At 71.0% G+C, this 13,120-nt stretch carries 13 protein-coding genes and 1 pseudogene; 8 read left to right on the top strand and 6 right to left on the bottom strand.

The features are described 5' to 3' along the window. The first annotated feature begins 94 nt into the window (after nt 1-94). The 4 genes from ACIQ8J_RS03475 (at nt 95) to ACIQ8J_RS03460 (ending at nt 5,882) form a co-directional block, all read left to right on the top strand. A complete protein-coding gene (locus tag ACIQ8J_RS03475; protein WP_403264296.1) occupies nt 95-445 on the top strand; it encodes a hypothetical protein in 351 nt (116 codons plus the stop codon). A 539-nt stretch (nt 446-984) separates the two neighbouring features. After that, complete coding sequence (locus ACIQ8J_RS03470; protein WP_403264295.1) at nt 985-2,181, top strand: FG-GAP-like repeat-containing protein; 1,197 nt, start codon at nt 985-987, stop codon at nt 2,179-2,181. 129 nt (nt 2,182-2,310) lie between these two features. Beyond that, entirely contained in the window at nt 2,311-3,663 is a 1,353-nt protein-coding gene (locus tag ACIQ8J_RS03465) for an FG-GAP-like repeat-containing protein (RefSeq protein ID WP_403264293.1), read from the top strand. A 146-nt stretch (nt 3,664-3,809) separates the two neighbouring features. Then, nucleotides 3,810-5,882: an FG-GAP repeat domain-containing protein gene (locus ACIQ8J_RS03460; protein WP_403264291.1), complete on the top strand. Its 2,073-nt coding sequence runs from the start codon at nt 3,810-3,812 to the stop codon at nt 5,880-5,882. A 27-nt stretch (nt 5,883-5,909) separates the two neighbouring features. Here ACIQ8J_RS03460 and ACIQ8J_RS03455 read toward each other — a convergent pair. Beyond that, nucleotides 5,910-6,137, bottom strand: a pseudogene (locus ACIQ8J_RS03455) (transcriptional regulator); the annotation flags it as partial. A 107-nt stretch (nt 6,138-6,244) separates the two neighbouring features. On the opposite strand from ACIQ8J_RS03455, the gene ACIQ8J_RS03450 reads away from it, so the two are divergent. Together ACIQ8J_RS03450 and ACIQ8J_RS03445 are read left to right on the top strand one after the other, a co-directional pair. After that, nucleotides 6,245-6,454, top strand: coding sequence for a hypothetical protein (locus ACIQ8J_RS03450; RefSeq protein ID WP_403264289.1), 210 nt, complete (start codon nt 6,245-6,247; stop codon nt 6,452-6,454). Further along, nucleotides 6,451-6,672, top strand: a complete 222-nt coding sequence (locus tag ACIQ8J_RS03445) for a hypothetical protein (RefSeq protein ID WP_403264287.1) — start codon at nt 6,451-6,453, stop codon at nt 6,670-6,672. Before ACIQ8J_RS03450 ends, ACIQ8J_RS03445 begins: the two co-directional genes overlap by 4 nt. Before the next feature lie 15 nt (nt 6,673-6,687). Here the strand turns inward: ACIQ8J_RS03445 and ACIQ8J_RS03440 are convergent, their stop codons facing one another. After that, complete coding sequence (locus ACIQ8J_RS03440) at nt 6,688-7,383, bottom strand: hypothetical protein (protein ID WP_403264285.1); 696 nt, start codon at nt 7,381-7,383, stop codon at nt 6,688-6,690. 488 nt (nt 7,384-7,871) lie between these two features. On the opposite strand from ACIQ8J_RS03440, the gene recO reads away from it, so the two are divergent. Continuing rightward, nucleotides 7,872-8,621: a DNA repair protein RecO gene (gene recO / locus ACIQ8J_RS03435; protein ID WP_403264284.1), complete on the top strand. Its 750-nt coding sequence runs from the start codon at nt 7,872-7,874 to the stop codon at nt 8,619-8,621. 22 nt (nt 8,622-8,643) lie between these two features. Continuing rightward, entirely contained in the window at nt 8,644-9,492 is an 849-nt protein-coding gene (locus ACIQ8J_RS03430; RefSeq protein ID WP_403264282.1) for an isoprenyl transferase, read from the top strand. A 390-nt stretch (nt 9,493-9,882) separates the two neighbouring features. Here ACIQ8J_RS03430 and ACIQ8J_RS03425 read toward each other — a convergent pair whose 3' ends face one another. From ACIQ8J_RS03425 to ACIQ8J_RS03410, 4 genes are read right to left on the bottom strand one after another with little or no spacing between them, the layout of a single operon-like run. Next, complete coding sequence (locus ACIQ8J_RS03425) at nt 9,883-10,320, bottom strand: Fur family transcriptional regulator (RefSeq protein WP_403264280.1); 438 nt, start codon at nt 10,318-10,320, stop codon at nt 9,883-9,885. A 59-nt stretch (nt 10,321-10,379) separates the two neighbouring features. Beyond that, nucleotides 10,380-11,282 (bottom strand): metal ABC transporter permease, encoded by a 903-nt coding sequence (locus ACIQ8J_RS03420; protein ID WP_403265210.1) that lies wholly within the window; start codon nt 11,280-11,282, stop codon nt 10,380-10,382. Nucleotides 11,283-11,287: 5 nt separating this feature from the next. After that, nucleotides 11,288-12,085 carry a metal ABC transporter ATP-binding protein gene (locus ACIQ8J_RS03415; protein ID WP_403264279.1) on the bottom strand — a complete coding sequence of 266 codons (798 nt, stop codon included), beginning with the start codon at nt 12,083-12,085 and terminating at the stop codon, nt 11,288-11,290. A 32-nt stretch (nt 12,086-12,117) separates the two neighbouring features. Then, the gene (locus ACIQ8J_RS03410) at nt 12,118-13,101 is read right to left on the bottom strand and encodes a metal ABC transporter substrate-binding protein (protein WP_403264278.1); all 984 of its coding nucleotides are present in this window, start codon (nt 13,099-13,101) and stop codon (nt 12,118-12,120) included. Nucleotides 13,102-13,120 lie beyond the last annotated feature (19 nt).

Here is a 13,120-nt window from a genome sequence, read left to right as displayed (position 1 = left end):
CCTCCGTACTGTGTTGGACGGAAGCGGCCATGGACCGAAGGGGCCATCTCGCTTTCCTGGCAAGGGGGGATGTCCGCTTGGGAGAGTCGATTTCATGTATCTCGTGCACGCCCGACTGCTCGGTCCCCCCGGCGTCCGCCTGCCCTCCTGTGCCGTGGAGCTGGTGAACGCCGAAGCGCGCCCGCAGGACGGTCTTGAGCATGTCGCCGTCCATCCGGACGCCCAGCCGTACCCCGTGATCGGCCTGTACGTACGGGCGGAGAACCTCGATGCCGCGGAGACGCGCGCGTTCGGGGTCTGCCGACGGGTGCTGAACGACGGGGTGTTCGGCGGCTGGTCGCTGCTGACCGCCCGAGTCCCCATGGTCGACTCCTTCTACGAGGCGATGCTGTCCGCTTCCGGCACCGAGGCGTCGGACGCGGACGGAACGGGCCACCAGAAGTGAGGCCCGGACGGAAGGGGCCAAGGCCCTTTCGGGCCACCGGAAAACTCTTCCGCCCCGTCTGACCAGCGAGGAAAGTAGTTCTCGCCGGCAGGGAACACCACCCGGCAGGCAGGAACCGGAAGGCGTCACCGCGGGACGCAGACCGGTTCGGGACACCCGACTCGCCGTCAGAAGCCGGCACCGGTCGCCCAGCGGCCGTCCGGCACGAAAGGAACCGTCATGCTGCGCATCCGTCTCACCCAGGCCGCCGCGGTCGCCACCCTCGCCCCCGTCGCCGCCGTCTCCGCCCCGGCCGACTACATCTGGGGCTGACCCCGGCCGGCTCCCTAGCCGAGCCGTGCACCCACCGGGGCACACCAAGTCCGGACAGCAGCGCACTTGAGTGAAACCCCGGCCCAGGGCCCGCCCCTTCGCACCAGCTGCTCCTGCAGGGCAGCTGTAGCAGCCAGAGGCCCCGGCCGGCCCCTTTCAGGCCCCTCTGCGGCCGCCCCCCCCAGCTCTGAAGAACTTCCACAGCACCACCAAATCGAGGATCTGTCATGCCCATAACAGAAAAGAAGCCTCGCGCCGCCAAGAGAAAGGCCGCCCTCGCCGGTCTGGCCCTCGCCGGCCTCACCGCAGGCGCGCTCCCGCTCGTCGCCGCGGGCCCCGCCAGTGCCGCGTCCGTCAGTACGTGGGACAAGGTCGCCCAGTGCGAGGCGTCCGGCGACTGGACGATCGTCGACAGCACCCACCAGTACTACGGGGGCCTCCAGTTCGACCTCCAGACCTGGAACGCGTACGGCGGCCGCCAGTACGCCACGTACCCGAACCAGGCCACCAAGCAGCAGCAGATCCTCATCGGCGAGAAGGCCCTCGCGGCCGCGGGCCCCGACACCTGGCCCAACTGCGGCCGGGTCAACGGTCTCGGCACCGACACCGCCGACCCGTACCCGGACACCCCGCCCGCCCCGGTCGGTCTGGTCCAGCTGACCGCGGCCGACTTCACCGGCGACGGCAAGAAGGACATCGTCGGCGTCGAGGCCGCCACCGGAAAGCTGTGGCTCTACCCCGGCAACGGCAACGGGACCCTGGGCTCCCGCGTCCAGATCGGGTCCGGCTGGGGCGCCATGAGCAAGCTGGCCGCCGCCGACTTCACCGGCGACGGCAAAGCGGACCTCGTCGCCGTCGAGAACTCCACCGGGAACCTGTACCGCTACCCGGGCACCGGCAGCGCGAGCGGCATGAACACCCTCGGCGCCCGCGTCCGGATCGGCACCGGCTGGAACTCGATGCGTGACCTGACCGCCATGGACGTCAACAAGGACGACAAGCCGGACCTGGTCGCCGTCGACAACAACGGCGCGCTGTGGGCGTACCCGGGCAGGGGTGACGGCACCCTGGGCAACCGCACCCAGATCGGCTCCGGCTGGGGCAGCATGGCCGAACTCACCAGCCCCGGCGACCTGAACGGCGACGGCAAGGCCGACCTCGTGGCGGTGGACCCGGCCGGGAAGCTCTGGAACTACCCGGGCACCGGCTCGATCAACGGCATGAACACGTTCGGCAGCCGCGTCCAGATCGGTACCGGCTGGGACACCATGCACCAGCTCGTCGGCGGCGACTTCAACGGCGACGGCAAGGGCGACCTCGACGCGGTCCAGGCCCCGACCGGCTCCACCGGGACCTTCTACTTCTACCCCGGCAACGGCAGCGGCGGCCTCGGCGCCCGCGCCCAGATCGGCACCGGCTGGTAGCCCACCGCCCGGCCGCGCTCAAGCGCCTTCGCACCAGCACGACTTCGTACGAGCACGACCTCGTACGGCCCCAACTCGCTTACCCCGCAGCGCGGTTCACCGCGCCCTTGAACCTGGAGATCACGCATCATGTCGAAGCTCACCGGCAAGCTGAAGAAGTCCGCCGTCGCCGCCCTGGTCGCCGCCGCCGTCATCTCCGGCGTGAACATCGCAGGACCCGCCGCCGCCCCGGCCCATGCGGCCGGCACCTCCACGGTCGGCGGTTCCATCACCACCTCCGAGGTCATGTCCAGAGCGCAGAACTGGGTCGACCGCGGCATCCCGTACAGCCAGTCGTCCTACGCCACCGACCCGCAGGGCCGCACCTACCGCCAGGACTGCTCCGGCTTCATCTCGATGGCCTGGCACCTGAACACGAGCCTCACCACCTGGTCGCTGCCGAGCGTCTCGGTCCAGCTGAGCAGCTTCGACGAGCTCCAGCCCGGCGACATGCTCGACAACATAGACGCGCACGTGGTCCTCTTCGGCGGCTGGGCCGACGCCGGCCACACCACCGCCCGGATCTACGAGGAGGCCCACCCCGGCACGAACGCCCGGATCGACTCCTCCTACTACACCCGGTCCTACCTGAAGGCCAACGGCTACCGCGCCTACCGCTACGACAACATCTCGGAGTCCAGGCCGACCCCGACCGACGCGGGCATGACCAACCTGGCGGGCGGCGACTTCAACGGCGACGGCAAGGCCGACGTCATCGGGGTCGAGGCGTCCAGCGGCAAGCTGTTCTACTACCCGGGCAGCGGCGGCGGCAGCCTCGGCGCCCGCGTCCAGGTGGGCACCGGCTGGAACGCGATGAGCGAGCTGACCTCCGGCAAGTTCACCGGCTCCGGCAAGGTCGACCTGGCGGCCGTGGACGGCGACGGCGTGCTCTGGATCTACCCGGGCAACGGCGACGGCACCTTCGGCACCCGCATCAAGGCGGGCACGGGCTGGGGCTCGATGCACGACCTCGCCGGCGCCGACCTCAACAAGGACGGCAAGTCCGACCTGCTGGCCGTCGACTCCGCCACGGGCAACCTGTACGCCTACCCGGGCACCGGCAACGGCCAGTTCGGGGCGCGCGTCCAGATCGGCACCGGCTGGAACGGCATGGACCAGATCGTCAGCCCCGGTGACCTGAACAAGGACGGCAAGGACGACATCGTCGCCCGCGACGTCGCCACCGGCAACCTGTACGCCTACCCCGGCACCGGCTCGATCAACGGCAACAACACGCTGGGCGCCCGCGTCCAGATCGGCACCGGCTGGGGCGCCATGACCGACCTGGTCAGCGGCGACTTCAACGGCGACGGCGTCGGCGACGTGGACGCGGTCCAGGCCAAGGTCGGCGACACCGGCACCTTCTACACCTACCCGGGCACCGGCTCGATCAACGGCAACAACACGCTGGGCGCCCGCGCCCAGATCGGCACCGGCTGGTAGGCCGCCCGGCTCAACTCCCGTACCGCCCAAGGGCCGTCCTCGCATCACCGCGATCCGGGGACGGCCCTTCCCCGTCCCGAGCCGGCGTCCCGAGCCGGCGTCCCGTACGAGTCACGAGTCACGAGTCCGGAAGGACCAGCACCGCCATGAAGACCACACTCCGCCGAGCGGGAGGCGCCGCCGCGGCCGTGCTCGCCTCGCTCGCCGTGGGGGCCCTGGGCAGCGGCCAGGCCTCCGCCGCCACCGCCGTCCCCAACGGCGGCATCGCCACCTACAACGCGATCACCCGGATCGACGCCTCCGGCATAGGCTTCCAGTGGGACAACGGCCGCGATGCCGGCCGGGTCGCCACCTTCGAGTCCGCCAACCCGAAGCTCACCCGCACCACCGTCAACGGCCTCCTGAGCGGTTCGGCGGGCGCCATCGCGGCCCGCCCGCTGTGCCACCCCTCCGACATCACCGGCGCACAGGGCTTCTGTCCCTCCACCGAGGACGACGACACCGACAGCTGGGTGCCGCAGGGCATCACCGGATCCGGCGAGTCGCCGCAGGCCGCGACGCTGGTCAACGGCCGCAAGGTCCTCATCACCAGCGCGCACGCACCCGGCGACGCGGGGGAGCGGCTCACCTTCGCCGATGTCACCGACCCGGCCCATGTCACGTACAAACACGCCCTGTTGGTCGGTCTCTCCGCCGACAGCAAGAACTTCGCGCAGCTCACCGGGCACGCCAACAGCGTGGTCTGGTCCGGCAGCCGGCTGTACGTCGCGGCGATCGGCAGCGGCTTCGACGTCTTCGACCTCAACGACATCTGGCAGATGGACACGGCCTCCGACACGACGGTCGGCCTGGACGCCGGTGGCAGGACGCACGGCGGGGGATTCACCTACGTCCTTCCGCGGACCGGCAGTTACGCCTACACGGGTGCGGGATCGGGCTGCGGCAGCTCCGCCGGGGTCCCCGACCGGCCCTGCCTCACCTCGGCCTCGCTCGATCTGACCGGCGCCGCACCCGCGCTGGTCACCTCGGAAGGCGACGAGAACGCCACCGAGGGCAACTTCGGCCGGGCCACCGCGCCGGTCGTGCGCTGGCCCATCGACCCGGCCACCGGCAGGCTCAAGGCCGACGCGTCCGGTCACGTCACGGCGTCCGAGGCCTTCGCCTCACCGATGGGCGGCATCCAGGGCGTCGCCATGAACAACGGCCGCTTCGTCCTCGGCGGCGCCTGCCCCGAGTGGGTCTCGTCCGCCAACGGCGGTACGAACATCGCGAGTTGCCTGTACCACGCCCGCCTCAACGAGCCCGTACGCCTGGTCACGCGCACCGCGGTCAACCTGGAGAACCTCTCGTACTGGCCGGGCAGCGACCAGCTGTGGATGGTCAACGAGGCCGCGTCCGGGCGGATCGTCGTCAACACGCCGTGGCCCGACGACCCGGCCCCGGCGGGCATGGTCGACCTCACCGCCGCCGACTTCACCGGGGACGGCAAGAAGGACCTCGTGGGCATCGAGGCCGCCACCGGAAAGCTGTGGCTCTACCCGGGCAAGGGCGACGGCACCCTCGGCGCCCGCGTTCAGATCGGCTCCGGCTGGGGCGCCATGGACAAGCTCGCCGCGGCCGACTTCACCGGCGACGGCAAGGCAGACCTGCTGGCCGTCGACTCCAACTCCGGGATCCTGTACGTCTATACGGGCACCGGCACTGCCAACGGCATGAGCACCCTGGGTGCCCGCACCCGGATCGGCACCGGCTGGAACGACATGCGCGAGCTGACCGCGCTGGACGCGAACGCCGACGGCCGCGCCGACCTGGCCGCCATCGACCGTTCCGGCGCGCTGTGGGTGTACCCCGGCACCGGCTCGCTCAACGGCACCGGCACGCTCGGCTCCCGTACCCGGATCGGCTCCGGCTGGGACACCATGACCGAGCTGACCAGCCCCGTCAGGGGCGATCTGGTCGCGGTCGACCGCTCCGGCACGCTCTGGTCGTACCCGGGCACGGGCACGATCAACGGCACGGGCACGCTGGGCGCCCGCACCCGGATCGGTACGGGCTGGGACGCGATGCGCCAGCTGGTCGGCGCGGACTTCACCGGCGACGGCAAGGGCGACGTGGCCGCGGTCGAGGCGCCGCCCGGGGCGACGGGTTCGCTCTACCTCTACCCCGGCACGGGCGGCCCGGCCCTCGGCAACAGGGTGCAGATCGGAGTGGGCTGGTAACCCCGCCCCGCCCCAGAGCCCTCGCGGCGCGAAGTAATCCGCAGGGCGGGACGCATTGATGGGCTTCCGGCACATCCGCTCGAAAACGCCATCGGTTTGCGGCGTCTCGTCGATCCGCTGGGCGACGCCCAACCGCGGCTTGCGAATTGCGTGTTCGAATGGGCCGATGTGGCCGCCGGATACGAAGACCTGCGTCCCCAGGCCCGCCCGCGGGAGCCGGCCCGTCGGCCGCTGCCCGTGTCGGCCATGGTTCAACCCCCTTGCTCAGCACGGTCGTTGTGGTCCGCGCCCTCTTGTTGGCTCCCCGTCCGACTGGTCAATGTAGAGCCGCGGGGACGGCAAGGGAACAGGAGGCTTTGGCCATGGCCGTTGACCAGGAAATCGCGGAAGCGCAGTCGATCGCAGGGGAATTAAGGAATGCGCCGGCCCGGTCCGGAATTACGCTGCCCTCGCTCGGGCTCGATCCGATCTCGTACACGAACGAAAAACTGGGGCCATTGATCGACTTGGGGCGCCGCACACCGGATACTGCCCGTCGCCTGTGTTCCGTACTTCCGGAGGGAAAGCCATGACCGCACTCCCGGCCGTGGGTTCGTACGTCGTAGACACCGGGAACGGGAGACTGGGTCAGGTGATGGGGAGGGAGGGGCCGTACCTCCAGCTGCGGCCGTTCGGGGGCGGGCGGGAGTGGGACTGCCCGCCGGAGGCGGCCCGCACCGCGACGACGGCGGAACGGCTGAGCGCGGCGACGGCGTACGCCAACGCGCGGAGCCGGGGCGAAGTGCCCTGAGGGCCGCGCGGTTCCTCAGGAGCTGTCGGTGGGCTGGATGAAGGAGTCCCCGCCCGGCCCCGTCTCCTGCCCGCGCGGGGCCTTGGACGGGGCGGGGGTGGGCGGCAGCGGGGCCAGCTCGGTGCCGTTCCAGCGCAGGGTGGTGGTCGACTGGCGGTCCCGGCCGCCGGTCGGCTCGGTGATCACCAGGTCCCGGCCGAGGATCTCGGCGGTGAGCCCGGGGCGGCCCGCGTATTCGAGGACGGCGTGGGCCTGCTCGCCGGCGGCGGCGTAGACCCAGAGGATGGTGCGGCCCAAGTCGTCGTAGGCGAGGACGAGTTCGCGCTTTCCGTCACCCGTGAGATCGGCGTACGCGGGCGTACGCAACCGGCACGAGGAGCCGTCCGGGCACTCCTTGAGGCCGCTCTCCACCGCGCGGTCGGTGGCCGGGTCGGCGGCCAGCAGCCGCACCCCGTCGACCTTCGTGAGGTCCCCGTCGGGCACGGTCACCCCGGGCACCGGTTCGCGGGCGTGGAAGCCCTGGCCGGGCCGGCCGGGCACGACGCCCGGGGTGTGGTCGGGCCAGAGCGGCGAGGCGGTCGCCGACGTGGTGGGGGTGGGTGCCGGGCCGTCGTCCCGCAGGCCCTCGCCCGCCGAGCACCCCGCGAGCGCCAGCAGGGCGACCGCGCAGGCCGTCGCGCGGGCGCGGCGGCCGGTCGTGGGCAGCGGCATTCCGGTCCGTCCAGGTGGAGTGCGGGCATCGGTACACAGGGAAAGAGGGATCTGCTGGCGCAATGGTGCCCCATCCCCCTATGCGAATCCCGTGAACCACCCCGACCCCGGACCACCCGGACCCGACCGTCACCCCGCGAGTGCCTGAGCGGCAAGGGCGGCGCGGTCCGGGGTGATACGTGCCACTCCGGCGCCGATCCTGCCCGGATCCGGGCCCGCACGCCGTGTCGGGTGTCCCGTGCAGGACAATGGGCGCATGAGTCTGTTCCGTGATGACGGCATCGCGCCGCGCACCCGGCAGCCGGGTGCGGCCGACCGCGTCACGCCACGCGCCCGGCCGGACACCCGTGGGGGCGTGCGATGAGTCTCTTCCGGGACGACGGGATCGTCCTGCGCAGGCAGAAGCTCGGCGAGGCCGACCGCATCATGCTGTGCTCTCCCGGGGGGCAACCCCCGGACCCCCGGCCGGACACTCGTGGGGGCGTGCGATGAGTCTCTTCCGGGACGACGGGATCGTCCTGCGGACGCAGAAGCTCGGCGAAGCCGACCGCATCATCACGTTGCTCACGCGGGGGCACGGGCGGGTGCGGGCGGTGGCTCGGGGGGTGCGGCGGACCAAGTCCAAGTTCGGGGCGCGGCTCGAACCGTTCTCCCACGTCGACGTGCAGTTCTTCGCGCGCGGCAGCGAACTCGTCGGCCGCGGGCTCCCGTTGTGCACCCAGAGTGAGACCATCGCTCCGTACGGTGGTGGAATCGTCACCGACTACGCCCGCTACACCGCTGGTACGGCCATGCTGGAGACGGCGGAACGGTTCACCGACAACGAGGGCGAGCCGGCCGTGCAGCAGTACCTGCTCCTGGTGGGCGGCCTGCGCACCCTCGCCCGCGGCGAGCACGCCCCGCACCTCATCCTGGACGCCTTCCTGCTGCGCTCGCTCGCCGTGAACGGATACGCCCCGAGTTTCGACGATTGCGCGAAATGCGGCATCCACGGTCCCAATCGCTTCTTCTCGGTGGCCGGCGGCGGTGTGGTGTGCGGTGACTGCCGCGTACCCGGCAGCGTCGTACCCTCTGCGGAGGCCGTCGGACTGCTCAGCGCGCTGCTCACGGGGGACTGGGAGACCGCGGACGCGAGCGAGCCGAGGCATGTGCGGGAGGCGAGCGGGCTCGTATCGGCCTATCTGCACTGGCATTTGGAGCGCGGCCTGCGCTCCCTGAGGTACGTAGAGAAAACCTGAGCATCTAGGGAGAGAGCTCCACATGGCAGTACGCGGAATCCTGGGCGGGCGGTCCCGACGCGAGTACAAGACCCCCGAGCCGCACCCCTCGGGCGCGGTGCCGCCGAAGATCCCGGCCGAGCTGGTGCCGAACCACGTCGCCTGCGTCATGGACGGCAACGGCCGCTGGGCCAAGGAGCGCGGCCTGCCCCGCACCGAGGGCCACAAGGTCGGCGAGGGCGTCGTCCTCGACGTGCTCAAGGGCTGTATCGAGATGGGCGTCAAGAACCTCTCCCTGTACGCCTTCTCGACCGAGAACTGGAAGCGCTCGCCCGACGAGGTCCGCTTCCTGATGAACTTCAACCGCGATGTCATCCGGCGCCGCCGCGACGAGATGGACGAGCTCGGCATCCGGATCCGCTGGGTCGGCCGGATGCCCAAGATGTGGAAGTCGGTCGTCCAGGAGCTCCAGATCGCCCAGGAGCAGACCGTCGGCAACGACGCCATGACGCTCTACTTCTGCGTGAACTACGGCGGCCGAGCCGAGGTCGCGGACGCGGCGCAGGCCATCGCGCGCGACGTGGCGGCCGGAAAGCTCGACCCGTCGAAGGTCAACGAGAAGACCTTCGCGAAGTACCTGTACTACCCGGACATGCCCGACGTCGACCTGTTCCTGCGCCCCAGTGGCGAGCAGCGCACCTCCAACTACCTGATCTGGCAGAGCAGTTACGCCGAGATGGTGTTCCAGGACGTGCTGTGGCCCGACTTCGACCGGCGCGACCTGTGGCGGGCCTGCCTGGAGTTCGCCTCCCGCGACCGGCGCTTCGGCGGTGCCATCCCGAACGAGGCGCTGGCCGCGCTGGACAAGAGCGGCGACCTGCCCCGGCTGTGACGCGGCCCCACCCCGCCCCTTCCCGAAACCCTCCGGGGGTGGGGGTGGGGGTGGAAGAGGGAGGGGTTTGCTCGGGGGCTCCGCCCCCGAACCCCCACGGGGGCTGCGCCCCCGAACCCCCACGGGGGCTGCGCCCCCGAACCCCCACGGGGGCTGCGCCCCCGAACCCCCACGGGGGCTGCGCCCCCGAACCCCCACCGGGGCTGCGCTCCTCGTCCCCCGTGGGGTTGCGGCGTGGGTGGCTTGGCTCGTGGGTTCCGGGCTGGTGGGCGAAAATCAGCCCCTCGTGGGGGTCCCCCCTGGCCCTTAAGGCCTTGGGGGAGTTTGAGGAGCGGGGGTTCGGGGGCGGAGCCCCCGGTGGGGGCCGCAGGTCAGTGCGGGGTTGGCCCCCTACGCCCCCGCGGGGTTCGCGCACTCCGCGCACGTGCCGAAGATCTCCACCGTGTGGGCCACGTTCACATACCCGTGCTGCGAAGCGATCGACTCCGCCCACTTCTCGACCGCCGGCCCCTCGACCTCCACCGCCTTGCCGCACACCCGGCACACCAGGTGATGGTGGTGGTCGCCCGACGAGCAGCGCCGGTACACCGACTCCCCGTCGCTCGTGCGCAGCACATCCACCTCGCCCGCGTCCGCGAGGGACTGGAGCGTGCGGTAGACGGTGGTCAGGCCCACCGAGTCACCCCGGTGCTTGAGCATGTCGTGCAGTTCCTGCGCGCTGCGGAACTCGTCCACCTCGTCCAGCGCCGCGGCCACCGCGGCACGCTGCCGGGTCGACCGGCCTCGTACGGGGGCGGTATTCGACCCGCCGAGTGGCGCTGTCGTCACAGGTGCCTCCAAGCCTTGACCCGTACAAACTGTCCTGGGGCCATTGTGCCAGCTCCCGCTCAGGCCGTGACCTCGCCGACCGGAGCCTTTGCCGGTGCGGGCACGTCGAGGCCGCATTCGCCCTCGGCCTGAGCCGCCGCCCTGGCCCGCGCCCGCCGCTTGGCGAGCGGGGTCGCGAGCGCCGTCAGGACGATGAAGATCGCGATGGTGAAGAGAACGATCACGGCCCCGGGCGGCACGTCTTCGTAGTACGTCACCACCGTGCCGCTCAGCGTCACCGTCACCCCGATCGCCACCGCGATCGCGAAGGTCAGCGCGAAGCTGCGGGACAGCTGCTGGGCTGCCGCGACCGGCACCACCATCAGCGCGCTCACCAGGAGCAGGCCCACCACCCGCATGGCCACGGTCACCGTGACCGCCGCCGTGATCGCCGTCAGGAGGTTCAGGGCGCGCACCGGCAGGCCCGTCACCCGCGCGAACTCCTCGTCCTGGCTCACCGCGAAGAGCTGGCGCCGCAGGCCGACGGTCACCAGCAGGACGAAGGCCGCCAGGAAGCCGATGGCCCAGACGTCGGACTGGGACACCGTCGACAGCGAGCCGAAGAGGTACGAGTTGAGGTTCGCCGTCGAGCCGCCCGGCGCCAGGTTGATGAACAGGACACCGCCCGCCATGCCGCCGTAGAAGAGCATCGCCAGCGCGATGTCGCCGCGCGTCTTGCCGTACCAGCGGATCAGTTCCATCGTGACCGCGCCGAGGACGGAGACGAGTGTCGCCATCCAGACCGGCGAGGTCGAGAGCAGGAAGCCCAGGCCCACGCCTGTCATCGCCACATGGCCGATGCCGTCGCCCATCAGGGCCTGGCGGCGCTGGACCAGGTAGATCCCGACGGCGGGCGCGGTGATCCCGACGAGGACGGCGGCGATCAACGCCCGTTGCATGAAGGGGGAGTTCAGGAGTTCCATCATGGTCAGCTCAGCAGTCCCGTGCGTACCGGCTCGGCGGCCGTGTGCGGATGTACGTGGTCGTGGCCGGGAATGGGGTATCCCCTGCTCGAACTCTGTTGAGAGCTTGGGGAAGCGTGCTGGCCGACGGCCCTCGGCGGCGGCCCGTCGTGCACGACGCAGCCGTCGCGCAACACCACCGCCCGGTCGATCAGCGGCTCAAGGGGCCCCAGCTCGTGCAGTACGAGCAGGACGGACGCGCCCGCGGCGACCTGCTCCCGCAGCGTCGCCGCGAGGATCTCCTGGCTCTCGATGTCGACGCCCGCCATGGGCTCGTCCATGATCAGGAGTTCCGGTTCGGCCGCCAGGGCCCTGGCTATGAGGACCCGCTGGTGCTGGCCGCCCGAGAGGGCGTCCACGGAGTCCTTCGCCCGGTCGGCCAGGCCCACCGCCGCGATCGCCCGGTCGACGGCCTCGCGGTCCGCCCTGCGCAGGATCCCGAAGCGGGTCCGCGAGAGGCGGCCGGAGGAGACGACCTCGCGGATCGTGGCGGGCACCCCGCCCGCCGCGGTCGTGCGCTGCGGTACGTAGCCGACCCGCCCCCAGTCGCGGAAGCGCCGGCGCGGCGTGCCGAAGATCTCGACCGAGCCGCCGCTGAGCGGCACCTGGCCGATGATCGTCCGGATCGCGGTGGACTTGCCCGAGCCGTTCGCGCCGAGCAGCGCGACGACCTCACCGCGCTGCACGGCCAGGTCGATGCCGCGCAGGACCGGGCGCGAGCCGAGCTCGGCCGTCACCTTGGTGAGCGATATGACGGGCTCCATGGCCGGGGCCTCCAAAGCGGAAGGAAGGGGGGTCACTTGGCGCCGAGCGCCGTCGTGAGGGCCGTCAGGTTGGACCGCATCACCGAGAAGTAGTCGGTGCCCTTCGACTTGTCGGTGATGCCTTCGATGGGGTCGAGTACATCAGTCTTGAGGGAGGCGTCCGAAGCCAGCGTCTTGGCGGTCTTGTCGCTGACGAGCGTCTCGTAGAAGACGGTCGTCACGCCGTCGGCCTTCGCCATCTTCTGGAGGTCCTTGATCCGGGCCGGGCTCGGCTCGGACTCGGGGTCGAGGCCGTTGATGGCCTCCTCGGTCAGCCCGTAGCGCTCGGCGAGGTAGCCGAAGGCGGCGTGGGTGGTGATGAAGACCTTCGTCCTGGTGTTCTTGAGCGCGGCCGCGTACTCCTTGTCGAGGTCGCCGAGCTTCTTCACCAGGTCGTCGGTGTTCTTCCGGTAGTCCGCCGCGTGGGCCGGGTCGGCCTTCTCCAGGGCGGCGCCGATGCCCTGGGCGACCTCGGCGTACTTCACCGGGTCCTGCCAGATGTGCGGGTCGCTGCCGGCCTCGGCGTGGCTGTGGCCGTCGGGGCTCTGCTCGCCGGCGGCGTGGTCGTGCTCGGCGGCGTGCCCGCCCACCTCGTTGCCGTGCTGCTCCAGCTTGGTGAGCGCCGAGGCGTCGACCTTCGTCTTGACCTCGGCCTGCTTGACCGCGGCGTCCACGGCGGGCTGGAGGCCCTTGAGGTAGACGACCGCGTCGGCGTCGTTGAGCTGCGCGGTCTGCTTGGCGCTGATCTCCAGGTCGTGCGGCTCCACGCCCGGCTTCGTCAGGTTGGAGACCGAGACGTGGCTCCCGCCGATCTGCTGGGTCAGGAACTGCATCGGGTAGAACGACGCCACCACCTTCAGCTTGCCGTCCTTGTTGTCCGCGGCGGCCGAGCCCGATCCGCAGGCCGTGAGGGCGGTGAGGCCGAGGAGGACGGCGGAGGACAGGGCGGCCGTGGGTATGAGGCGTCGTACGTTCATGACATCCATTTTCAACAAA

The sequence above is a fragment of the Streptomyces sp. NPDC094147 genome, assembly GCF_044764265.1.
In the GTDB taxonomy this organism is placed as follows: Bacteria; Actinomycetota; Actinomycetes; order Streptomycetales; family Streptomycetaceae; genus Streptomyces.
Note: the sequence above shows the minus strand (reverse complement) of the source record. Positions and strands in the feature narration are given on the sequence as shown.

What these genes read in the sequence shown, in the direction of transcription:
- ACIQ8J_RS03440 (WP_403264285.1), bottom strand. Translation starts at nt 7,383, where the DNA reads ATGCCGCTGCCCACGACCGGCCGCCGCGCCCGCGCGACGGCCTGCGCG.
- ACIQ8J_RS03475 (WP_403264296.1), top strand. Translation starts at nt 95, where the DNA reads ATGTATCTCGTGCACGCCCGACTGCTCGGTCCCCCCGGCGTCCGCCTG.
- ACIQ8J_RS03430 (WP_403264282.1), top strand. Translation starts at nt 8,644, where the DNA reads ATGGCAGTACGCGGAATCCTGGGCGGGCGGTCCCGACGCGAGTACAAG.
- recO (WP_403264284.1), top strand. Translation starts at nt 7,872, where the DNA reads ATGAGTCTCTTCCGGGACGACGGGATCGTCCTGCGGACGCAGAAGCTC.
- ACIQ8J_RS03450 (WP_403264289.1), top strand. Translation starts at nt 6,245, where the DNA reads ATGGCCGTTGACCAGGAAATCGCGGAAGCGCAGTCGATCGCAGGGGAA.
- ACIQ8J_RS03410 (WP_403264278.1), bottom strand. Translation starts at nt 13,101, where the DNA reads ATGAACGTACGACGCCTCATACCCACGGCCGCCCTGTCCTCCGCCGTC.
- ACIQ8J_RS03460 (WP_403264291.1), top strand. Translation starts at nt 3,810, where the DNA reads ATGAAGACCACACTCCGCCGAGCGGGAGGCGCCGCCGCGGCCGTGCTC.
- ACIQ8J_RS03415 (WP_403264279.1), bottom strand. Translation starts at nt 12,085, where the DNA reads ATGGAGCCCGTCATATCGCTCACCAAGGTGACGGCCGAGCTCGGCTCG.
- ACIQ8J_RS03420 (WP_403265210.1), bottom strand. Translation starts at nt 11,282, where the DNA reads ATGGAACTCCTGAACTCCCCCTTCATGCAACGGGCGTTGATCGCCGCC.
- ACIQ8J_RS03465 (WP_403264293.1), top strand. Translation starts at nt 2,311, where the DNA reads ATGTCGAAGCTCACCGGCAAGCTGAAGAAGTCCGCCGTCGCCGCCCTG.
- ACIQ8J_RS03445 (WP_403264287.1), top strand. Translation starts at nt 6,451, where the DNA reads ATGACCGCACTCCCGGCCGTGGGTTCGTACGTCGTAGACACCGGGAAC.
- ACIQ8J_RS03470 (WP_403264295.1), top strand. Translation starts at nt 985, where the DNA reads ATGCCCATAACAGAAAAGAAGCCTCGCGCCGCCAAGAGAAAGGCCGCC.